We start from the raw sequence: 21,678 nt of genomic DNA on the forward strand, positions 1-21,678 counted from the left end.
CGGCGGTGAACGGGATCCGCAGCCGGCGATAGGGCGCCGGCTGGCCGATCGCGATCGCCGCCGTTTTTGTTGCTGTTGCATTTTATTACAACTGTATCGCCCGCTTTCGGAATGGTATTAATGAATCTTTAAGCTTTTCCGCCCAGATTAAGGGGTTCATGTTAAGGAGCCTCGAATGATCAATGCGACACGGCTGCAACTGAAACACCGCTTTTCCTATATCCAGCAGTTTATGGCCTCACCGCGCACCGTTGGCACGCTGGCGCCATCCTCGCCCTGGCTGTGCCAGGCGATGCTGGATCAGATCGAATGGACCCGGACGCTGTCTATCGCCGAACTGGGCGCGGCCGACGGCGTGCTGACCAAGCGTATTATCGGCCGGATGCGCGCTGACGCCGGGCTGGACGCCTATGAAATCCAGCCGAACTTTGTCCGGCGGCTGCAGCAGATTGAGGAGCCGCGCCTGCAGGTGATGGCGCAGTCGGCAGAAAAGCTGGCGCGGGAGTACGATGTGATTTTCTCCTGCCTGCCGCTGCTGTCGATACCGCTCAGGATCAGCATGCGCATTCTGCAGCAGGCGCGGGAGAATCTGCAGGGGCGCAACGGCACGCTGGTGCTGTTCCAGTACAGCCACCTGTCGGAAAAGCTGCTGTCGCGCTATTTCCACTGGAAGAAGCAGCGCGTGGTGCGTAATTTCCCGCCGGCGCTGGTGTACGTCTGCACCCCGCGTTAAGCGGCTGATTCGCTGTTGATGCCGCCACTTTTTTAACTTTTTAAACGCCGTTTCCTGCGGGTTTTCGGCGTTTTAGCCGGAAAACTGAAAAATCACGCTGTTTCACGCCATACCGCTGGCGAATGATTGAAACTGATAATGAGAGTGATTATCATGCGTGGATATTTTTCCTTTCCGGCACCCTCATGCGTAAATCCTTTCTGTTGTTACTGGCTTCCCTGCTGTTTTCCGTGCTGTCCTGCGCCCAGGCGAAAACGGTGACGGATATTCTGGGCCGTCGCGTTGACGTGCCCGATAACCCGCAGCGTATCGTGCTGGGGGAAAGCCGCATGCTGTATACCCTGGCGCTGCTGGAGACGGGGGATCCGGCCCGGCGCGTGGTGGGCTGGCCGCGCGATCTGGCGCGCTATGACGCCCAGAGCTGGCAGCTGTACAGCCAGAAATTCCCGCATATGGCGCAGATCCCGACGATCAGCGGCGACAACTTTCGCCAGATCAACCCTGAGCGGCTGATCCAGCTGCGGCCAGATCTGGTGATCCTGGCGCGCTATGCGCGCCAGGACGGCGATCAGGCGCAGCTGGTGTCTGCCCTGGGCAAGGCCGGGATCCCGGTGGTGTATGTCGATCTGCGTATCGACCTGCTGCATAACACCGTGCCGAGCGTGCGCCTGCTGGGGGAACTGCTTAATCGTCAGGCGCGCGCCGAGGCGTTTATCACCTTCTATCAGCAGCATATGACGGCGGTCCGCGAGCGGCTGGCCGCCTATCACGGCGAACGGCCTAAAGTGATGCTGCATCTGCACCTTGGCCGGCGCGAAACCTGCTGCACCACCGCCGCGCACGGCAACCTGGGAGATCTGGTGACCTTTGCCGGCGGCGAGAACATCGCCAACGCCAGCATCAAGGGCGTGTACGGCGAACTGAACCCGGAAACGCTGCTCACCGCCAACCCAGACGTGTATCTGGCCACCGGCATGGCCGGCGTGCAGGGCAAACGCTATTCCGATCTGCTGCTAGGGCCGCAGGTCAGCCGTCAGCAGGCGGACGACAGCTTCCGCCGCCTGATGCAACAACAACCGATGATCGCCGGGCTGAACGCGGTAAAAAACCAGCGGGCCTGGAGCATTTGGCACAACTTTTATCTAAGCCCGTACCACGTGGTGGCGGTCGAGATGTTTGCCAAGGCGTTTTATCCGCAGCTGTTTGCCGATCTCGATCCGCAACGCACTTTTCAGCAGCTTTACCAGCAATTTTTGCCGCTGCCATTTTCAGGGACCTATTGGAGTCAGTTAACAGGTGAATAACTATCAACGCGGCTGGCTGTGCGCCATTCCGCTGGCGGCCGGCAGCGTATGGCCGGCCGTCGGAGCCGAAACCCCGAACGATAAATCAGAGACGATGCTGGTCATTGGCAGCGGCCGGGCACCTGCTGCCGAAAGCTATCAGCCGTTGACCAGCGTCACCGGCACCCGCAGCGAAACCAGCCTGCTGAACGTGCCGCAGGCGGTTGACGTGGTGGCGACGCAGGTGCTGACCGATCGGGCGGTCAGCAGCCTGGATGAGGCGCTGTACAACGTCAGCGGCATTACCCAGAGCAATACGCTGGGCGGTACGCAGGACGCGGTGATGAAGCGCGGCTTTGGCGACAACCGCGACGGCTCCATTCTGCGCGACGGCGTGCGTTCCGTTCAGGCGCGCAACTTTACCCCGACCACCGAACGGGTTGAGGTATTGAAGGGGCCGGCGTCGATGCTGTACGGCATGGGCGAGCCGGGCGGCATGATCAACATGATCAGTAAAAAGCCGCAGCTGCAGCAGCATACGCACGTGGAAGGCTGGGGCAGCAGCTTTAAGGGCGGCGGCGGCCAGCTGGACGTGACCGGCCCGCTGGGTACCTCAGGCTTTGCCTATCGGATGATCGTCGACCATGATGAAACCGATTACTGGCGCAATTTCGGCCGCAACCGCCAGACGACCATCGCGCCGTCGCTGATGTGGTATGGCGAAAGCACCACGGTGCGCCTGGCGTATGAGCATATGGAGTACCTGACGCCGTTCGACCGCGGCACCATTATCGATTCACGCACCGGCAAGCCGGTGAATACGCCGCGCGATCGCCGCTTCGATGAGGCCTATAACGCCACCCGCGGCGATCAGGACAGCGTGACGCTGCAGATCGATCAGGTGCTGAACGATCGCTGGAAAAGCTCGCTGACCTACGCCTATAACCGCAACAGCTACAGCGACAATCAGGCGCGCGCCACCAAGCTGGACCCGGAGAGCGGCACGCTGACGCGTCAGGCGGACGCTACCGCCCATGCGGTCAGCCATGCCAACGCGGTGCAGCTGACGCTGAACGGCGATGTGGACTGGGGGCGGATCAATCATCAGCTGCTGTTCGGCTTCGATTTTGAAGATAGCCGCACCTACCGCGGCGATATGATCCGCGGCAGCAAAAACAGCGATTTCAATATCTATGATCCGGTATACGGCCAGATGCCGCCTTCGACGGCGGTCAGCGCCAAAGACAGCGACCAGCGGGAAAACCTGACCAGCTACGGCTGGTTTATGCAAGATTCCGTGCAACTGACCGATAACTGGCTGCTGATGGGCGGGCTGCGCTACGATACGTTTGACGTGTATGCCGGCAAAGGGCGGCCGTTTAACGTCAATACCGACAGCTCGGACGCGAAACTGGTGCCGCGCGCCGGCGTGGTGTACAAGCTGACGCCGTACGTCTCGCTGTACGGCAGCTATACCGAGTCCTTTAAGCCTAACTCCTCCATCGCCACCCAGATTGGCTCGCTGCCGCCGGAGCAGGGGAAATCCTGGGAGATGGGCGGCAAGGTCGCCTTGCCGAACGGCATTACCGGCACGCTGGCGCTGTTTGATATCACCAAACGCAACGTGATGGTCAGCGAGCTGGTAGACGGTGAAAGCGTCACCCGCACCGCCGGGCGCGTGCGCTCGCAGGGGGTCGAGCTGGACGTGGCCGGCAATATTACCGACAGCCTCAGCCTGATCGGCGCCTACGCCTATACCGACGCGCGGGTGGTGGATGACCCGGCTAATAAAGGTAAAGAGATGGCCAACGTGGCGCGCCACACCGCCTCGCTGTTCCTGACGCAGAACCTGGGTTCGACGGGGCTGTACAGCGGCGATGAGCTGCGCGTCGGCGCCGGGGCGCGCTATGTCGGCCGCCGGCCGGGCGATGCCGCCAACAGCTTCTATCTGGATAATTACACCGTGGCCGACGCCTTTGCCGCCTACAGCATGCCGCTGCACGGCTATCGGGTAAAATGGCAGCTGAACGTCAATAATCTGTTCGACAAAACCTATTACCCGTCCAGCGGCGGCAACCTGCGGGTGGCGGTCGGCGAACCCCGCGAGGTGGTGTTGCGCGCCAGCGTAGATTTTTAAACCGGCCCGACGGCCGGCGGTTAAGGAGAGTGTGATGAGCGTGACGATTCGTCTGGCGCAGCCTGCGGATATCGATGCGATGATGGCGGCGGAACGTTCGGCGGCAGCGCTGTTTCGCCAGCTGCCGCAGTGGGCGTTTATTGCCGATGACGACACTATGTCGGCGGCGCAGCATGCGGCGCTGATTGCCGAAGAGGGCGTATGGCTGGCGCAGGACGGCGCGGCGATCGCTGGTTTTATCGCCGTACGGCGCGACGGGACAGAGTGGCACATCGCCGAGCTGTCGGTGGCGGCCGAGCATCAGCGGCGCGGCATTGGACGCCGGCTGATTGTCGCGGTGGCCGACTGTGCCGGCCGCCAGGGCGTCCGTCAGCTGACGCTGACCACGTTTCGCAACGTGCCGTGGAATGCGCCGTATTACCAGCGGCTGGGGTTTGAAATTATCCCCACGGTGGCGCTGTCGCCGCGTCTGCGTGAGCAGATGGCCGCCGAGGCCGAGCACGGGCTGCCGCTCGGCAGCCGCTGTGCGATGAAATTTACACTGTTGTAAAGATTGAAATACATACGGCTGGCGGTATGATGCATCAACAGCAACGCCACTCAGTCACCGTATAGGGTACAGACGTAATGACACAAACCATTTTCATGGTAGGCGCCCGCGGCGCAGGAAAAACGACCGTGGGGCGCGCGCTGGCGCAGGCGATGGACTATCGATTTATCGATATCGATCTGTTTATGCAGCAGACGACGCAGATGAGCGTCGCCGAGATCGTTGCGCAGGAGGGCTGGCAGGGATTTCGCCGCCGTGAAAGCCTCGCCCTGCAGGCGGTGACCAAACCGTCAACCATTGTTGCCACCGGCGGCGGCGCGGTGCTGGCGGAGGAGAACCGCCGCTTTATGCGGCAGCACGGCACGGTGATCTATCTGCGCGCGCCGGCGGAGGTGCTGGCGCAGCGGCTGGAGGCGTTTCCGCAGGACGCGCAGCGCCCGACCCTGACCGGCCGGCCGATCGCCGAAGAGATGCTGGAGGTGCTGGCCGCGCGCGAGGCGCTGTATCAGGAGACGGCGCACCATGTGCTGGACGCCGCGCAGGATCCGCACGGGGTGGTGGCGCAGATCATGGAGATGCTGCGCCTGCAGGAGGCGGTGAAATAGGCGTAGTTAGGCGGGCGGCGCGGCAAAATAGCCGCCGGGCGTGACGCCGAAATGGCGGCGGAACGCGGCGATGTAGGCGCTGACGTTGTCATAGCCGCAGTCGGCGGCGACGCTGGCGACCGGCGTCCCGCGCGACAGCGCTTCCAGCGAGCGAATGATGCGCGCCTGCTGACGCCAGCGGGCAAAGCCGATGCCGGTCTGCGCCATAAACAGCCGGCTGAGGCTGCGCACGCTGATGCCGGCCCAGCTGGCCCATTCGCTCTGCCGCCGCGTGCTGGCGGGGTCATCCAGCAGCGCGCGGGCGATCTTTAACAGCCGCGCGTCCTGCGGCATCGGCAGTTGCAGCGTCGTTTCTTCTTCCCCCTGCATTTCATCCAATAACACCTGCACCATGCGTCGTTGCGGCGCCCGTAACGGCGACGGCGGCAAGCCGGCGATGCGCGCCACCAGCGCCTGCGCCAGGTCGCTGGCGGCCAGCAGCCGCGCGTTGCCGGGCAGATGACGGCAGGTTGCCGGCGACAGAAACAGCAGCCATCCCTCCACCTGCCCGCAAGACTGCGCCTGATGGCGGCAGCGCGGCGGCAGCCAGCCGAGCGTGCCGGCGGTCATCGCCCACTGGCGCTGCTCGGTTTCCAGCGCGATGGCGCCGTGCGTCAACAGGTAAATCTGCCCGTCATCATGCTGGTGCCAGGGGGTAAGGTGGCGGTTGGGGTGAGATAACGGTATGCCGTGCAGGATCATAATATTGGCCGATTAACATTATATTTAGGCTTAATCAGGTTATCACGCCACGGGCTGCGCCGGCTAGAATTCAGCCTGATTCCTCTGACGGAGAGCCATAATGACGCAATTAACCCCGCAAGATATCGTGCTGCAGGCGCTGCAGCAGGTGGTGGCGCAGCCGCTGCATCAGCCGGCGGTCATCGCCGAGTTTTTCGCCGACGACTACCGGCAAACGGTGGACGGAAAATCGTTGGACTATCAGCAGTTCGTCAGCCATATGGCGTTGCTCAAGCAGATTACCCGGCGGATGACGCTGCGGGTGCAGGCGCTGGCGGCGCAGGGCAACAGCGTGCTGAGCCATCACCGGGTCGAGGTGGAAAAATGCGACGGCGCGCGCAGCGAAATCCAGGTGATGGCGCATTTCACGCTGCGCGACGGCAAGATTATCGCCTGCGATGAACTGACGCGTCAGCTGTCGGGCGAGCATGCCGATCGCGATCTCGGCGGCCGCTATTGAGCGACAGCGCATAACGATCGCATTTTAGCGGGAAAAGCAGTGACAGCCGCCGGGCGATGCCCCAATATGGCGTTTCCAATACGGATAACTACGCGGGTGCCAGTCTATGCTGAATGTAAGTGAGTATTTTGCCGGAAAAGTGAAATCGATCGGTTTTGACAGTAGCAGCATCGGTCGTACCAGCGTTGGGGTGATGGAAGAAGGGGAGTACACCTTCGGCACCAATCAGCCGGAAGAGATGACGGTGATTACCGGGGCGTTGCGGGTGCTGCTGCCGGGCGCGCCGGACTGGCAGGTGTTTATGCCGGGCGAGAAGTTCTTTGTGCCGGGCCACAGCGAGTTCAACGTGCAGGTGGCGGACGCCACGGCCTATTTGTGCCGCTATTTGAGCAAGTAGTAAGAGCAGGGCGCTGGCGACAGCGCCCTGGTTGTTTATGGGCTTAGCGCTGGGCTTCGCCGCCGAGGGCTTCGATCAGGTTCTGGATCAGCGCCGCCAGTTCGCTGGTCATCAGAATAAAGTCGGCGTCGAAACGCTGGGCGAAGTCGTCGCGGTCGATGTCGTCGTTCTGCTCGCGCAGCGCATCGGCAAACTTCAGGCGCTTGATGGAGCCGTCGTCGGCAATCATCAGCTGAATACGCTCCTGCCAGTCGACCGCCAGCTTGGTCACCAGCTTGCCGGCCTCAATATGCACGGCGATCTCGTCGCTGATCAGGTTCTGTTTCTTGCAGCGGATTACGCCGCCCTCTTCCAGAATCGCCTTCAGCTCCGCTTCGTCCTGAATGGCGAAACCGGCCGGCAGTTCGCCGGAGCGCACCCATTCGGTCAGCGTCAGTTCGATCGGGCTTTCCATCGTCAGCGGCACCACCGGCAGCGAGCCGAGGCTTTTGCGCAGCAGCGCCAGGGTGTCTTCCGCGCGCTTGGCGCTGGCGGCGTCGACCATAATCAGGCCGTTGACGGTGTCGATCCACATAAAGGTCTGGTTAAAGCGGCTGAAGGCGCGCGGCAGCAGGCTGTGCAGCACTTCGTCCTTCAGCGCGTCCTTTTCGGTCTTCTTCAGCTTGCGGTGCTGTTCGCTTTCCAACTGGTCGATCTTCGCCTGCAGCGCCTGTTTGATCACCGGCGAGGGCAGGATCTTCTCTTCTTTACGTGCGCAGATGATAATCTGGCCGTTGACCACGTGCGTCAGCGCGTCGCTGTGCGAGCCCATTGGGGAGACCCAGCCGGTTTTCGCCATATCCTGGCTGCCGCACGGCGTAAAGGAAAAGGCGCTGAGCTGTTTTTCCATTTCATCCGCATTTAGCGCAACGTCGCGGCTCAAACGGTAAACCATCAAATTCTTAAACCACAGCATAATGTTATCCCTGACTGGGCGTGCCGTTCGCACGCTGGTTCATCAAAAGCAGGGCGGCATGATACCCAATCGGCGCTGAAAAATCGCCTGCTTCCTCTGATTTGCGCGTGGATCCGTATTGCGGCACACTCGGTGGCAGCAAAAAACGATCGCGCCGTACAGAAGGAGAAAAGAGTGCGTATTGGCATTGATTTAGGGGGCACCAAGGTTGAAGTGATTGCGCTGGCGGACGACGGCAGCGAGCGGTTTCGTCACCGCATCGCCACGCCGCGCGATGACTATGCGCAGACGCTGCAGGCCATCGCCGGTCTGGTGCAGCTGGCGGAAACGCACACCGGCGAACGCGGCACGGTGGGCGTCGGCATCCCCGGCTCGCTGTCGCCGTTTACCGGCCTGGTGAAAAACGCCAACTCCACCTGGCTGAACGGTAAACCGCTGGATAAAGATCTGTCGGCGCTGCTGCAGCGCGAGGTGCGGCTGGCGAATGACGCCAACTGCCTGGCGGTATCGGAAGCCACCGACGGCGCCGGCGCGGGCAAGGCGGTAGTGTTTGCGGTGATTATCGGCACCGGCTGCGGCGCCGGCGTGGCGATTAACGGCAAGGCGCACGCCGGCGGCAACGGCATCGCCGGCGAGTGGGGGCATAATTCGCTGCCCTGGTCGGATGAGGATGAACTGCGCTTTCGCGATGAAGTGCCCTGCTACTGCGGCAAATCCGGCTGTATTGAAACCTTTATCTCCGGCACCGGCTTCGCCACCGACTACGCGCGCCTGAGCGGCAACGCCCTGAAAGGGGAGGCGGTCATGGCGCTGGCGGCGCAGCAGGATCCGATCGCCGAGCGGGCGATCGCCCGTTATGAGCAGCGCCTGGCGAAGTCGCTGGCGCATGCGGTTAATCTGTTCGATCCGGATGTGATCGTGCTGGGCGGCGGCATGAGCAACGTCGAACGGCTGTACCGGCAGGTACCGCAGAAGGTCAGCGAGTGGGTATTCGGCGGCGAGTTCGCCACGCCGATCCGTCAGGCGGTGCACGGCGACTCCAGCGGGGTGCGCGGCGCCGCCTGGCTGTGGCCGCAGCAGTAATGATCACCGGGGCGACGCCGCCCCGGCGTATACTTAACCCTCGACGCGGTACTGCGGCTCCAGCCGGCTGATGCCCAGGCCGTTGACCTTCTTCACTTTGATCTGCACCGGAATGCGCTCTTTCATCGCCTCAACGTGACTGATCACGCCGATGGTTTTGCCGGAGGCGTTAAGGCTGTCGAGCGCGTCCAGCGCGGTGTCCAGCGTCTCTGCATCCAGCGTACCGAAGCCCTCGTCGAGGAACAGCGAATCGATGCTGGTTTTATGGCTCACCAGATCGGACAGCGCCAACGCCAGCGCCAGGCTGACCAGGAAGCTTTCGCCGCCGGACAGCGTGCGGGTATCGCGCTGCGCGTCCGCCTGCCAGGTATCCACCACCAGCAGCTCCAGCGCATCGCTGTTTTTCCGCTGCAGCAGATAGCGGCCATGCAGGCGGCTGAGCTGGTTGTTCGCCAGATAGACCAGGTGATCGAGCGTCAGCCCCTGGGCGAACTTGCGGAACTTGTCGCCTTCTTTTGAGCCGATCAGTTGGTTGAGATAGCTCCAGTCGTCATACTGCCGCTGGCTTTGGGCGATTTGCGCGAACAGCGCCTGCTGGTTGCCGCGGCGCTCGGCGTCGCTGGTGAGCTGGTTGCGCAGCTCGCCCTGACGCAGCTGCAGCGTCTTCAGCTGTTGCGTCAGCGCCTGCTGCTGCTGCGCCAGCGCTTCCAGGTCGGCGTGCTCTTCATCCGCCTGCGGCGGGCGCTGCTGTCGGTGCTGCTCCAGCGCCTGCTCGGCCTGCGCCAGTAACGCGCGGGCTTCCACCTGACGCTGCTGCAGCTGTTCTTTCAACTGCTGTAGCTGCTGACGCTGCCCATCGTCCAGCAGGGCGGCCTGGAAGGCGGCGTCATCGGTAAATTCACTGGCGTCCAGCGCCTGCTGCCAGCGCTGCTGCGCCTGCTCGGCGCGCTGCGTTTGCTGCGCCAGCTGTTGCTGCAGCCCCGCCAACTGACCGTTCAGGCGTTCGCGCTGCTCCTGCGCCTGCTGCCAGCGTTCGGCGGCCTGCTGGCTGGCGAGTTCGCAGGCCGCCTGCCGGACGCGCAGCTGTTCGCGCACCTGCGCCACCTGCTGTTCGCCAAACAGCGCCTGCCGCTGCCGTTGTTGGGCGACAAGCTGCTCCTCGTTGTCCTGCCACTGCTGCTGCAGACGCTGTTGCTGCTGCCGGGCGTCGGCATACTGTTTGTCCAGCAGCGTCAGGCGTTCATTCAACAGCGCCGTCTGCTGCTGCGCCTGCTGCTGCGCGCTCTGCAGCGCGCTCAGCGCGTCTTTGGCCTGCTGTACCGCCTGCGCCGCCTGCTCATGCCGGCTGAGGTGCTGCTGGCCTTCCCGCTCTTCGCGGTCGCAGTCGCTTAGCCACTGCTGCAGGCGTTCGCTCTCCTGCAGATCGAAATCAAACGCCAGTTCGGCGGTCAGGGTGCTCCAGCGCTGCCGATGGGCCGCCAGCTGCTGCTCGTCCTGCTCCAGCGCCTGCTGCTGGCGCTGTTGTTGCTGCTGCAGGCCGTCGTGACGGGCGCGCAGTTCGACGCCGCTTTTATACAGCGTCTCGGTCTGCTGGCGCAGCGTATCAAGACGCCGGGCGCTGGCCGACGGATTGAGCGTCTGGTACTCGGTGACGGCCGGATGTTCGGTGGAGCCGCACAGCGGGCAGGGCGCGCCGGTCTGCAGCCGGGCGCGTTCGGCCTCCAGGCTGACGATACGCTGCTCAAGCTCGAGGGTTTTTTCCACCTCCGCCTGCAGAGTTTTATGTTGTTGATACTGCTGTCTGGCCTGCTCTAACTGCGGCGCCAGCTGTTGCAATTGTTGCTGACCGGCGAGCAGTTCCTGCCGCTGCTGCGTCAGCCGCTGGTCGAGCTGCTGCGCCAGCGACGACAGGGTCGCCAGCTGTTGGCGCGTCGGGCGCAGATCGCTCAGCTGCTGCAGGCGCTGGCGCAGGGCGGCCAGCGGCGTTTCGGCCTCCAGCGCGCTCTGTTGCTGCTGCTGCGCGGCGAGCGCCTGGGTCAGGGCGCTCAGCTGCGTCTGATGCTGTTCGGCCTGCGTCGCCAGCTGGGCGCGTTCGGCGCGCAGCGCCTCCAGCGTCTGTTGTTGTTGCCCGCACTGGCGCACGGCCTCGTCGCGGTTCTGCTGCAGTTCAGCGCGGCTTTTGCTCAGCTGTGCGATCTGGTGATCGAGCGGCAGCACCTGTTCGTCGATCAACTGCTGCTGTTGCTGGCGGTGCTCCGCCTGTTTCTGCTGTTCGGCGCGCGCCTGCTCCAGCGCCTGCTGCAGCGGCGCCAGCTGTGCGGTCTGTTGCTGTAGCTGCTGGTCGAGCCGGGTCAGCTGCTGCTGCGACGCCTGCAGCTCATCGCGGCAGCGCTGGCGCTCATTGTGCAGCGGACGCAGCCGCTCGGCGGGTTCGCTGCGCGCCAGCGTCTGCAGCTGCGGTTCGGCCTGTTCCTGCTCCTGCTGCAGCACCTGTAAGCGCTGCTGGCCTTGCTGTCGCTGCTGGTGCAGGCGCTGCCACTGCTGCAGCCAGCCCAGCGTCTGCCGCTGCTGCTCATCGCGCTGATTAAGCGTGGTCTCTTCCTGACGCAGCGCCTCGAGCTGCGTGTCCAGCTGCTGGCGCTGTTCGTCACTCAGCAGCTCAATGCCGCTGGCGCGCTGGTGCAGCGCGTCCAGCTCCAGTTTGGCCTGCTTATGCTGTTCGAACACCCGCTCGGACAGCCGGCCGTAGATTTCGGTGCCGGTTAACTCCTCCAGCAGCTCGGCGCGGTCGTTGGCGTCGGCGTTGAGGAAGGCGGCGAACTGCCCCTGCGACAGCATCATCGATTTGGTAAAGCGGCCGAAGTCGAGGCCGGTGATGGCGGCGACCGCCTCCAGCTTGTCGCGCACCTTGTCGGCGACGATCTTGCCGTCCGCCAGCAGCGCCAGTTCGACCTTCGGCGCCTGCAGATTGCCGTTCGGATCGTTTTTGGCCCGACGCTGGCTCCAGAAGGCGCGGTAGCCGACGCCCTTGACCTCGAACTCCACCTCGGCCAGCGATTCGGCGGTGTGGCGCGTCATCAGATCGTTCTGGCTGGGGGAGACGTGCAGTCGCGGTGTCTGGTGATACAGCGCCAGACAGACGGCGTCGAGCAGGGTGGTTTTGCCGGCGCCGGTCGGGCCGGTGATGGCGAACAGGCCGTTGCTGGCGAACGGCTCGGCGCTGAAGTCTATTTTCCACTCGCCCTGCAGCGAGTTGAGGTTTTTCAGCCGCAGGCTCAGAATTTTCATGCCGATGGCTCCTCATCCTGCAGCGCGTTCACCGTCTGGCGGAACATGTCGCGCATCCGGCCGCGCCGCGCCTCTTCCAGTTCGCTTTCCTGCGCCAGCCGGCGTTCAAACACCTCGTCCACGCTCAGTTCGTTCAGCGTCTCTTTATCCTGCTGCTCAATGGCCTGACGGCGCTGCTCCTTGCTGCGCCGCAGCAGCACCACTTCCACCGGCAGATTATCCGCCAGCGCCTGAATGCGGCGCTGAATATCGCTGAGGTAATCCTGCGTCGCCACCTCAATATCCAGCCATACCGGCAGCTCGCCCTGATAATCGGCAAACTGCTGCAGCTGCCGTTCGATCTGCGCCAGATCGCCCTTGATCAGCTGCATCGGCTGGAAGAGCGGGACCGACAGCGGGGTGACCTGCTGCAGCCCACCGTCGGCGAAGTCGACCATAAACACGCTTTTGGCGTTGCCCAGCTCGTCAAAGCTGAGCGGGATCGGCGAGCCGCTGTAGCGGATATGCTCGCTTTTGGCTACCTGCTGCGCCCGGTGGATATGCCCCAGGGCAATATAGTCCGCCGGCGGAAAGGCCTGCGCCGGGAAGGCGTCCAGCGTGCCGATATAGATATCGCGCACCGAATCCGAGGTGGTGACGCCGACGGTGGTCAGGTGGCCGGTGGCGACGATCGGCAGCGTCAGGCCGAGCGCCTCGCGCTGCGCGCAGGCCGCCTGATACAGCGCCTGATAATGGCCGGCGATGGCTTCCTGCAGCGCCTGCTGCTTCTGCGTGCCGGATTCGCCGGCGCGGCTGGTCAGCAAATCGCGCGGACGCAGGAACGGGATGGCGCACAGCAGCGCGCCGGGCTGGCCGTCGCGTCGGTTAAGCGTCACGATCTGCTGCCCGGCGTCGGGCTGCGCGTTGGCGATCACGGTGGTATTCAGGCAGGAGAGCAGCTCGCGGGATTCATTCAGCGTCGCCACGGAGTCGTGGTTGCCGCCCAGCACCACCAGCTGGCAGCCGGTCTGCTGCAGTTCCACCACAAAGCGGTTGTACAGTTCGCGCGCGTAGCTCGGCGGCGAACCGGTATCAAACAGGTCGCCGGCGACGATCAACGCGTCCACCTGGTGCTGTTCGATCTGCGCAATCAGCCAGCGCAGAAATGCCTGATGCTCGGCGGCGCGGCTTTTGGTGAAAAAGTACTGACCCAAATGCCAGTCAGAGGTGTGTATCAGGCGCATGACTCTCCCGGGAATAGGCCGCCGTTTGGCCGGGGCGAAACGCGGCGGCGGTAAAACGTTGACGATGATTATACGGGTTGGCGGGTAAAAATATGCTATTTCTATCTATTCCGGCGGTTACGCGCCCGCCATGGTAAGAATCATTTATAGTGTGAATGTTACTGAGTGGTTAATTTCATAAATCTGTCACAAAACTGACGCATAATGGCGCCCGCAAACAAATTGTGAACGCTAACACATTGGCAGGATTGACGATGGCAAGACGCATACTGGTGGTGGAAGACGAAGCGCCGATTCGCGAGATGGTGTGCTTTGTGTTGGAACAGAATGGTTACCAACCGTTGGAAGCCGAAGATTATGACAGTGCCGTAACGCGCCTGTCTGAGCCGTTCCCCGATTTAGTGTTGCTGGACTGGATGTTACCCGGCGGTTCCGGCATTCAATTTATCAAACATATGAAGCGCGAAGCGCTGACCCGCGACATTCCGGTGATGATGCTGACGGCGCGTGGCGAAGAGGAAGACCGGGTGCGCGGCCTGGAAGTCGGCGCTGACGATTACATCACCAAGCCGTTCTCGCCGAAGGAGCTGGTGGCGCGCATCAAGGCGGTGATGCGCCGTATTTCACCGATGGCGGTGGAAGAGGTGATTGAGATGCAGGGGCTGAGCCTCGACCCGTCATCACACCGGGTGATGGCTAATGAACAGCCGCTGGACATGGGCCCCACCGAATTCAAACTGCTGCATTTCTTTATGACCCACCCGGAGCGCGTTTACAGCCGCGAACAGTTGCTTAATCACGTCTGGGGCACTAACGTTTATGTGGAAGACCGCACCGTTGATGTGCATATCCGCCGGCTGCGCAAGGCGCTGGAGAGCAGTGGTCATGACAAAATGGTCCAAACCGTTCGCGGCACAGGTTACCGCTTTTCAACGCGCTATTAACCGCGCAGCGTCGGAGAGCATGCCGTGCTAGAACGCCTTTCCTGGAAAAGGCTGGCTCTTGAGCTGGCCCTTTTTTGCCTGCCCGCCCTGCTGTTGGGGCTGATTTTCGGCTATCTCCCCTGGTTACTGCTGATCGCCGTGCTGGCGGCGCTGGGCTGGAACTTCTACAACCAGCTGAAGCTTTCCCACTGGCTGTGGGTCGACCGCAGCATGACGCCGCCGCCGGGGCGCTGGAGCTGGGAGCCGCTGTTTTACGGCCTGTACCAGATGCAGCAGCGCAACCGCCGGCGGCGGCGCGAACTGGCGCTGTTGATCAAGCGCTTTCGCAGCGGCGCCGAATCGCTGCCGGATGCGGTGGTGATGACCACCGAAGAGGGCAATATTTTCTGGTGCAACGGGCTGGCGCAGCATCTGCTCGGCTTTCGCTGGCCGGAGGATAACGGCCAGCATATTCTCAACCTGCTGCGCTACCCGGAGTTCAGCCACTATCTGCAACAGCAGTCCTTTGATAAACCCCTGACGCTGCAGCTGAATAATGAGCACTACGTGGAATTCCGCGTGATGCCGTATTCGGAAGGGCAGCTGCTGATGGTGGCGCGCGACGTGACGCAGATGCGCCAGCTGGAAGGGGCGCGGCGCAACTTCTTCGCCAACGTCAGCCACGAACTGCGCACGCCGCTGACCGTGCTGCAGGGCTATCTGGAAATGATGGGCGACGACGAGCCGAACGGTTCGCTGCGCGGTAAGGCGCTGGCCACCATGCAGGAACAAACCCGACGCATGGACGGGCTGGTGAAGCAGCTGCTGACGCTGTCGCGCATCGAGGCGGCGCCGATTATCGAGATGAATGAGACGGTGGACGTGCCCCTGATGCTGCGGGTGCTGCAGCGTGAGGCGCAGTCGCTTAGCGGCGGCCGGCATGAGATTCGTTTCCGCGTTAACGAGGCGCTGAAGGTCTACGGCAACGATGACCAGCTGCGCAGCGCGGTGTCCAACCTAGTGTATAACGCGGTGAATCACACGCCGGCAGGCACGCATATCGAGGTAAGCTGGCAGCGGACGCCGCAGGGGGCGCAGTTCCAGGTCAGCGACAACGGGCCGGGCATCGCCGCCGAGCACCTGCCGCGCCTGACCGAGCGCTTTTACCGCGTGGACAAGGCGCGTTCGCGGCAGACCGGCGGCAGCGGGCTGGGGCTGGCGATCGTCAAGCACGCCCTCAGCCATCACGATGCGCGGCTGGAGGTGCTCAGCGAGCCGGGCAGCGGCACCCGCTTTATCTTTACCCTGCCTAACCGGTTGATTGTACCGGGCGCTTTGTCAGAGAATGCGCTGAACAATTAATGCGTGAGGCACCGCTATGCGACTGACCCGAGGGGTAGGGCTCTGCCTGCTGTTACTGTGCAGCTTCGGCCTGCGGGCGCAGCCGGACGGCATGCTGTCCGGCAATCTTTCCAGCGTCGGTTCCGACACGCTGGCGAACCTGATGTCGCTGTGGGCGCAGGATTTCAGCCAGCACTACCCGAATATCAACCTGCAGATGCAGGCCGCCGGTTCATCGACCGCGCCGACGGCGCTGGCCGCCGGCGCCGCGCAGCTGGGGCCGATGAGCCGGCCGATGAAGGCGGCGGAGCTGGCGGCGTTTGAACAGCGTTATGGCTATGCGCCGCTGGCGGTGCCGGTGGCGGTCGATGCGTTGGTGGTTCTGGTGCATCAGGACAACCCGCTGCCTGGGCTGAATCTTGGCCAGCTGGATCAGATTTTCTCCGCCACCCGCCGCTGCGGCGCGGCTGCGGCGCTGGACAAATGGGGGCAGCTGGCGCTGCCGGGCGCCTGGGCGCAGCGCAGCATTCAGCGCTTTGGCCGCAATTCGGCTTCCGGCACCTACGGCTATTTCAAACTGCGCGCGCTGTGCGGCGGCGACTTTATGGCGCGGGTAAATGAGCTGCCCGGCTCGGCGTCGGTGGTGCAGGCGGTGTCCGGTTCGCTGAACAGCATCGGCTATGCCAGCATCGGCTTTCGCGCCAGCGGCGTCCGGCTGTTGCCGCTGGCGGAGCGGGGCGATCGCTACGTGACGCCCAGCGTCGCCAACGTGCGCAACGGCAGTTATCCGCTGGCGCGCTATCTGTATATTTACATCAACAAAGCGCCGCAGCGGCCGCTGGAGCCGCTGACGGCGGCGTTTCTCGACCGGGTGCTGTCCGCGCAGGGACAGGCGCTGGTAAATCAGGACGGCTACCTGCCGCTGTCGCCGGAAACCCTGCGTAAAACCCGCCTTGAATTGGGGCTGAAGTAGCCGCCTCCGCCGCCGTACGCCGGGTGCTGCGGCCGGGGCATACCCGCCATCATGAATTTCTTTCAACACCCATGAAAATTTCTCCATTGCCGCCGGGCATCACCCATGACAGGATGATTTTAGCTATTTAGACGTCTGGATGTCTAGTTGTAACCCAGCGTAATCATTTAATGTGTAAATCATTCCGGCGGGCGCACGCTCTGCATCTGTCGGACACCGGGAGTGGAAAAGATGTGCAATTGCAATCATGCCGTTCACGCTGACGTTGTCGGCAGTTTATTACGTCCTGCGGCGCTGAAAAGCGCGCGTCAGCAGTTTCAGCGCGGTGAGATTGATGCGGCGCAGCTGCGGTCGGTGGAAGACGAGCAGATCCGCCAGGCGGTGGACAAACAGCGTCAGCTGGGGCTGGCGGTGGTGACCGACGGTGAGTTTCGCCGCGCCTGGTGGCATTTTGATTTTCTTGAGGGGCTGGACGGCGTGCAGGGTTACGATGCCGAACAGGGCATCCAGTTCAACGGCGTGCAGACCAAGGCGCGTAGCGTCAAGGTGACGGGCAAGCTGGGCTTTAACCCGCAGCACCCGATGCTGGCGGATTTTCGTTTCCTGCAGCAGATTGCCGGCGATGCGCAGCCGAAGATGACCATTCCCAGCCCGAGCGTGCTGCATTTCCGCGGCGGGCGCCAGGCGATCGACAGCGCGGTCTATCCGCAGCTGGATGCTTACTTTGCCGATCTGGCGCAAACCTATCGCGATGCCATCCGGGCGTTTTATGACGCCGGCTGCCGCTACCTGCAGCTGGACGATACGGTGTGGGCCTACCTCTGTTCTGACGATCAGCGCCGCCAGATCCGCGAGCGCGGCGAAGATCCCGACCAGCTGGCGCGTATCTATGCCGACGTGCTGAATACGGCGATCGCCGGCAAGCCGGACGATCTGACCATCGGGCTGCACGTCTGTCGCGGCAACTTCCGCTCCACCTGGATCTCGGAGGGGGGCTATGAGCCGGTGGCGGAGATCCTGTTTGGTCAGGTGAATATCGACGCCTTCTTCCTGGAGTACGATAACGAGCGTTCCGGCGGCTTCGAACCGCTGCGCTTTATCAAGCCCGGCAAGCAAAAGGTGGTGCTGGGGCTGATCACCACCAAAGACGGCGAGCTGGAAAACCCGGAGCAGGTTAAGCTGCGTCTGCAGGAAGCGGCGCAGTACGTCGCTCCTGAGCAGCTGTGCCTGAGCACCCAGTGCGGCTTCGCCTCGACCGAAGAGGGCAACAGCCTGAGCGAGCAGCAGCAGTGGGATAAACTGAGCAGCGTGGTCAGCATTGCCGGCCAGCTCTGGTAACCGCCGGCCGGCCGTTTGTTCTGCGCGGAAATGCCGCTGATATTGGCGTTTTCGCGCGGTTTAACCCGCAATGCTTCACGTTTTGTGAGCGTGTTGGTTAAAAATGATACAAATCATGTAGGGCATATTTCCTGAAGACTGGTGCGATCGACTGGTGATGAATATTTATCTGGTCGATCGCTCTGCATTTCCCCGTGAGCCTTGCCTTTTGGCGCTATAAACGTTTTACTTACCCTCCGTTGTTGGACTAATCCTCCATTTTATAACTTCTAACATTCTGCCCATCTTCAAGAGTGGTCAATTTTGCATAAGGACAAAACGCCCGAGCGGTCTGCGTTTTCTTGCTCTTATTGCTCTTGTGATGAAATGGCAGGCCGACAGCGAATGGCGAACCGCCGTTAAAAGAACACTTTTTTTCATTTGAACAGGCAACACGACATCCTATGAGTCATCGTTTAACGTCAAAAGATATTCTGGCATTGGGTTTTATGACCTTTGCCTTGTTTGTCGGCGCCGGGAATATTATTTTCCCGCCGATGGTGGGGCTGCAGTCCGGTGAGCACGTCTGGATCGCGGCGCTGGGCTTTCTGATTACCGCCGTTGGTTTGCCGGTGATGACGGTGATTGCGCTGGCGCGCGTCGGCGGCGGCGTGGACGCCCTGAGTACGCCGATCGGCCGCACCGCCGGCTTGCTGCTGGCGACCGTCTGCTACCTGGCCGTCGGGCCGCTGTTTGCGACGCCGCGCACCGCGACCGTGTCGTTTGAGGTAGGGATTGCTCCGCTGACCGGCGACGGCGCGATGCCGCTGCTGGTCTACAGCCTGGTCTACTTTGCGTTGGTGATCGGCATTTCCCTCTATCCGGGCCGTCTGCTCGACACCGTCGGCCATATTCTGGCGCCGCTGAAAATTGTCGCGCTGGGCGTGCTGGGCATCGCCGCGCTGATCTGGCCGGCCGGTACGCCGATTCCTGCGGTAGATGCCTATCAGCACGTGCCTTTCTCTTCCGGTTTTGTGAATGGCTATCTGACCATGGATACGCTGGGGGCGATGGTATTCGGCATCGTTATCGTTAACGCCGCGCGCTCGCGCGGGGTGAAAGACAACGGCCTGCTGACCCGTTACACCATTTTTGCGGGTTTGATCGCCGGCGTGGGTCTGACACTGGTTTACCTGAGCCTGTTCAAGCTGGGTTCCGGCAGCGGCGTGCTGGTGCCGGAGGCGACCAACGGCGCGGTGATCCTGCATGCCTACGTACAGAACACCTTCGGCGGCCTGGGCAGCTTCTTCCTGGCGGCGCTGATCTTTATTGCCTGCATGGTGACCGCGGTCGGTCTGACCTGTGCCTGCGCCGAGTTCTTTGCCCAATACCTGCCGTTCTCGTATAAAACGCTGGTGTTTATTCTGGGCCTGTTCTCGATGTTCGTCTCCAACCTGGGCCTGAGCCATCTGATTCACCTGTCGATCCCGGTGCTGACCGCCATTTATCCGCCGTGCATCGTGCTGGTGGTGTTGAGCTTCACCATGCGGATGTGGAATAGTGCGCCGAAGGTGATTGCGCCGGTGATGCTCGTCAGCCTGTTGTTTGGTATCCTTGACGCGGTGAAGGCCGCCGGCTTCGAAAATCTGCTGCCGGCATGGAGCACGCACCTGCCTCTGGCAGGTCAGGGATTGGCATGGCTGCCGCCTTCCGTACTGATGCTGGTACTGGCCGCCATCTACGATCGGGTATGCTCGCGCTCTGAAGCGACCGCGCATTAATTTTTCCCGGTCTGATTTTGAGGCCACGGACTTGTCCGTGGCTTTTTTGTGTATAAGAAGACAGGTCTTTAAATGCAACAGGAATCAGTAACACCCGCCGCCAATAAGTTGAAACGTGGCCTCAGCACGCGCCACATCCGCTTTATGGCGCTCGGGTCGGCAATCGGCACCGGGCTGTTCTACGGCTCTGCTGACGCCATCAAAATGGCGGGGCCCAGCGTTCTGCTGGCGTATCTGATTGGCGGTGTGATCGCCTTTATCATTATGCGCGCGCTAGGAGAGATGTCGGTCAATAATCCGCAGGCCAGCTCTTTCTCGCGCTATGCCCAGGACTATCTTGGCCCGATGGCCGGCTATATCACCGGCTGGACCTACTGCTTTGAGATATTGATCGTCGCCATTGCCGACGTGACCGCGTTCGGCATCTATATGGGCGTCTGGTTCCCCGAGGTGCCGCACTGGATCTGGGTGCTGAGCGTGGTGCTGATTATCGGCGCCATCAACCTGATGAGCGTGAAGGTGTTCGGCGAGCTGGAGTTCTGGTTCTCGTTCTTTAAAGTTGCCACCATCATTATCATGATTGCCGCCGGTATCGGCATTATCATCTGGGGCATCGGCAACGGCGGGCAGCCGACCGGCATTCACAATCTGTGGAGCAACGGCGGCTTCTTCAGCCACGGCGTGATGGGCATGATCCTGTCGCTACAGCTGGTGATGTTCGCCTACGGCGGTATTGAGATTATCGGCATCACCGCCGGCGAGGCCAACGACCCGAAAAAATCGATTCCAAAAGCGATCAACTCGGTGCCGTGGCGCATCCTGGTGTTCTACGTCGGTACGCTGTTCGTGATTATGTCGATCTATCCGTGGAATCAGGTCGGCACCAACGGCAGCCCGTTTGTTCTCACCTTCCAGCATATGGGCATCACCGTTGCGGCCGGTATCCTCAACTTTGTGGTGATTACCGCCTCGCTGTCAGCGATTAACAGCGATGTGTTCGGCGTCGGCCGGATGCTGCACGGCATGGCGGAGCAGGGCCATGCGCCGAAAATCTTCAGTAAGGTCTCCAAACGCGGCATTCCGTGGGTGACGGTGGTGGTGATGATGGCCGCGCTGCTGATTGCGGTGTACCTCAACTACATCATGCCGGAAAGCGTGTTCCTGGTGATTGCTTCGCTGGCGACCTTCGCCACCGTGTGGGTGTGGATTATGATCCTGTTCTCACAGATTGCGTTCCGCCGCACGCTGAACAAACAGCAGGTGAAAGAACTGGCATTCCCGCTGCGCGGCGGGGTGTTTACCTCGGTTATCGCGATTATTTTCCTGGCCTTTATTATCGGCCTGATTGGTTACTTCCCGACGACCCGCGTGTCGCTGTATGCCGGGCTGGTGTGGGTGGTGCTGCTGCTGGTGGGGTACTGGGTGAAGGTGAATCGTCAGAAGAAGCGGGCGCAGACGGCGTAAGGTTTTCTAGCGCTTTAGTACGATTTAATATGATGTGATATCTGTATGCCGGTCAGTTTTTACTGACCGGCATTTTTTCGTTTTCTGTAAGTTATGAGCGGGAAGAATTGCCGTAAACGAGCGGTATTTCTCTGTAACGACTGTGGACGGCAATTGCAGGGGCCGTAGGCGCGGCCCCTGCACCCGCGCCCGCGCTTAGGCACGTTCTGCCCGCTACGCGGGTACCCTCTCTGCGTCACCGTCGCCGGGCGGGTCGGCTCTACAGGCATCCCTGCCTGTGTCGCCTCAACCGGACATCCCTGTCCGGTTGCCCCTGGCTCGGGTTCCTTGTTCGGCAGCCCGTGATGCGCGCTAAAGGTCAACACCCGAATCTGTGGCTACGGGG

The 21,678-nt window shown here is 61.9% G+C and carries 18 protein-coding genes; 14 read left to right on the plus strand and 4 right to left on the minus strand.

Annotated elements, in window-relative coordinates:
- The first annotated feature begins 175 nt into the window (after positions 1-175).
- The 5 genes from D781_RS04550 (at position 176) to aroL (ending at position 5,308) form a co-directional block, all read left to right on the plus strand.
- Positions 176-733, plus strand: a complete 558-nt coding sequence (locus D781_RS04550; protein ID WP_015671136.1) for an rRNA adenine N-6-methyltransferase family protein — start codon at positions 176-178, stop codon at positions 731-733.
- 185 nt (positions 734-918) lie between these two features.
- The gene (locus D781_RS04555) at positions 919-2,037 is read left to right on the plus strand and encodes an ABC transporter substrate-binding protein (protein ID WP_041411719.1); all 1,119 of its coding nucleotides are present in this window, start codon (positions 919-921) and stop codon (positions 2,035-2,037) included.
- Entirely contained in the window at positions 2,030-4,153 is a 2,124-nt protein-coding gene (locus D781_RS04560) for a TonB-dependent siderophore receptor (RefSeq protein WP_015671138.1), read from the plus strand. The genes D781_RS04555 and D781_RS04560 overlap by 8 nt, the downstream gene beginning before the upstream one ends.
- A gap of 34 nt (positions 4,154-4,187) precedes the next feature.
- On the plus strand, positions 4,188-4,703 hold the full coding sequence (locus D781_RS04565; protein ID WP_015671139.1) for a GNAT family N-acetyltransferase: 516 nt from the start codon (positions 4,188-4,190) through the stop codon (positions 4,701-4,703).
- Positions 4,704-4,780: 77 nt separating this feature from the next.
- Positions 4,781-5,308 carry a shikimate kinase AroL gene (gene aroL / locus D781_RS04570; protein ID WP_015671140.1) on the plus strand — a complete coding sequence of 176 codons (528 nt, stop codon included), beginning with the start codon at positions 4,781-4,783 and terminating at the stop codon, positions 5,306-5,308.
- Between the two features lie 6 nt (positions 5,309-5,314).
- Here the strand turns inward: aroL and D781_RS04575 are convergent, their stop codons facing one another.
- Complete coding sequence (locus D781_RS04575) at positions 5,315-6,049, minus strand: helix-turn-helix transcriptional regulator (protein WP_015671141.1); 735 nt, start codon at positions 6,047-6,049, stop codon at positions 5,315-5,317.
- A gap of 100 nt (positions 6,050-6,149) precedes the next feature.
- Between D781_RS04575 and D781_RS04580 the strand changes: the two genes are divergently transcribed.
- Entirely contained in the window at positions 6,150-6,548 is a 399-nt protein-coding gene (locus D781_RS04580) for a nuclear transport factor 2 family protein (protein ID WP_015671142.1), read from the plus strand.
- A gap of 106 nt (positions 6,549-6,654) precedes the next feature.
- Complete coding sequence (gene ppnP, locus D781_RS04585) at positions 6,655-6,945, plus strand: pyrimidine/purine nucleoside phosphorylase (RefSeq protein ID WP_015671143.1); 291 nt, start codon at positions 6,655-6,657, stop codon at positions 6,943-6,945.
- Between the two features lie 43 nt (positions 6,946-6,988).
- Here ppnP and rdgC read toward each other — a convergent pair whose 3' ends face one another.
- On the minus strand, positions 6,989-7,900 hold the full coding sequence (gene rdgC, locus D781_RS04590) for a recombination-associated protein RdgC (protein ID WP_015671144.1): 912 nt from the start codon (positions 7,898-7,900) through the stop codon (positions 6,989-6,991).
- A gap of 174 nt (positions 7,901-8,074) precedes the next feature.
- Between rdgC and mak the strand changes: the two genes are divergently transcribed.
- A complete protein-coding gene (mak, locus tag D781_RS04595) occupies positions 8,075-8,983 on the plus strand; it encodes a fructokinase (protein WP_015671145.1) in 909 nt (302 codons plus the stop codon).
- A 33-nt stretch (positions 8,984-9,016) separates the two neighbouring features.
- Here mak and sbcC read toward each other — a convergent pair whose 3' ends face one another.
- Both sbcC and sbcD read right to left on the minus strand, forming a co-directional pair.
- A complete protein-coding gene (sbcC, locus tag D781_RS04600) occupies positions 9,017-12,271 on the minus strand; it encodes an exonuclease subunit SbcC (RefSeq protein ID WP_015671146.1) in 3,255 nt (1,084 codons plus the stop codon).
- The gene (gene sbcD, locus D781_RS04605) at positions 12,268-13,494 is read right to left on the minus strand and encodes an exonuclease subunit SbcD (RefSeq protein ID WP_015671147.1); all 1,227 of its coding nucleotides are present in this window, start codon (positions 13,492-13,494) and stop codon (positions 12,268-12,270) included. Before sbcD ends, sbcC begins: the two co-directional genes overlap by 4 nt.
- Positions 13,495-13,748: 254 nt before the next feature.
- Here sbcD and phoB point away from each other — a divergent pair, with 254 nt between their 5' ends.
- The 6 genes from phoB (at position 13,749) to proY (ending at position 21,293) form a co-directional block, all read left to right on the plus strand.
- Positions 13,749-14,438, plus strand: coding sequence for a phosphate response regulator transcription factor PhoB (gene phoB, locus D781_RS04610; protein ID WP_015671148.1), 690 nt, complete (start codon positions 13,749-13,751; stop codon positions 14,436-14,438).
- Positions 14,439-14,462: 24 nt separating this feature from the next.
- Positions 14,463-15,779 (plus strand): phosphate regulon sensor histidine kinase PhoR, encoded by a 1,317-nt coding sequence (phoR, locus tag D781_RS04615; protein WP_015671149.1) that lies wholly within the window; start codon positions 14,463-14,465, stop codon positions 15,777-15,779.
- A 16-nt stretch (positions 15,780-15,795) separates the two neighbouring features.
- On the plus strand, positions 15,796-16,731 hold the full coding sequence (locus D781_RS04620; protein ID WP_015671150.1) for a phosphate ABC transporter substrate-binding protein PstS family protein: 936 nt from the start codon (positions 15,796-15,798) through the stop codon (positions 16,729-16,731).
- A 231-nt stretch (positions 16,732-16,962) separates the two neighbouring features.
- On the plus strand, positions 16,963-18,069 hold the full coding sequence (locus D781_RS04625; protein WP_015671151.1) for a cobalamin-independent methionine synthase II family protein: 1,107 nt from the start codon (positions 16,963-16,965) through the stop codon (positions 18,067-18,069).
- A gap of 443 nt (positions 18,070-18,512) precedes the next feature.
- On the plus strand, positions 18,513-19,829 hold the full coding sequence (gene brnQ / locus D781_RS04630; protein ID WP_015671152.1) for a branched-chain amino acid transport system II carrier protein: 1,317 nt from the start codon (positions 18,513-18,515) through the stop codon (positions 19,827-19,829).
- 72 nt (positions 19,830-19,901) lie between these two features.
- The gene (proY, locus tag D781_RS04635; RefSeq protein ID WP_015671153.1) at positions 19,902-21,293 is read left to right on the plus strand and encodes a proline-specific permease ProY; all 1,392 of its coding nucleotides are present in this window, start codon (positions 19,902-19,904) and stop codon (positions 21,291-21,293) included.
- The last annotated feature ends 385 nt before the right edge of the window (positions 21,294-21,678 follow it).

The sequence above is a fragment of the Serratia sp. FGI94 genome, from assembly GCF_000330865.1.
Classification (GTDB): domain Bacteria; phylum Pseudomonadota; class Gammaproteobacteria; order Enterobacterales; family Enterobacteriaceae; genus Serratia_B; species Serratia_B rubidaea.

Coding starts and splice junctions, on each gene's coding strand:
- D781_RS04550 (WP_015671136.1), top strand. CDS start 176: ATGATCAATGCGACACGGCTGCAACTGAAACACCGCTTTTCCTATATC.
- D781_RS04555 (WP_041411719.1), top strand. CDS start 919: ATGCGTAAATCCTTTCTGTTGTTACTGGCTTCCCTGCTGTTTTCCGTG.
- D781_RS04565 (WP_015671139.1), top strand. CDS start 4,188: ATGAGCGTGACGATTCGTCTGGCGCAGCCTGCGGATATCGATGCGATG.
- aroL (WP_015671140.1), top strand. CDS start 4,781: ATGACACAAACCATTTTCATGGTAGGCGCCCGCGGCGCAGGAAAAACG.
- D781_RS04575 (WP_015671141.1), bottom strand. CDS start 6,049: ATGATCCTGCACGGCATACCGTTATCTCACCCCAACCGCCACCTTACC.
- D781_RS04580 (WP_015671142.1), top strand. CDS start 6,150: ATGACGCAATTAACCCCGCAAGATATCGTGCTGCAGGCGCTGCAGCAG.
- ppnP (WP_015671143.1), top strand. CDS start 6,655: ATGCTGAATGTAAGTGAGTATTTTGCCGGAAAAGTGAAATCGATCGGT.
- rdgC (WP_015671144.1), bottom strand. CDS start 7,900: ATGCTGTGGTTTAAGAATTTGATGGTTTACCGTTTGAGCCGCGACGTT.
- sbcC (WP_015671146.1), bottom strand. CDS start 12,271: ATGAAAATTCTGAGCCTGCGGCTGAAAAACCTCAACTCGCTGCAGGGC.
- sbcD (WP_015671147.1), bottom strand. CDS start 13,494: ATGCGCCTGATACACACCTCTGACTGGCATTTGGGTCAGTACTTTTTC.
- phoB (WP_015671148.1), top strand. CDS start 13,749: ATGGCAAGACGCATACTGGTGGTGGAAGACGAAGCGCCGATTCGCGAG.
- D781_RS04620 (WP_015671150.1), top strand. CDS start 15,796: ATGCGACTGACCCGAGGGGTAGGGCTCTGCCTGCTGTTACTGTGCAGC.
- D781_RS04625 (WP_015671151.1), top strand. CDS start 16,963: ATGTGCAATTGCAATCATGCCGTTCACGCTGACGTTGTCGGCAGTTTA.
- brnQ (WP_015671152.1), top strand. CDS start 18,513: ATGAGTCATCGTTTAACGTCAAAAGATATTCTGGCATTGGGTTTTATG.
- proY (WP_015671153.1), top strand. CDS start 19,902: ATGCAACAGGAATCAGTAACACCCGCCGCCAATAAGTTGAAACGTGGC.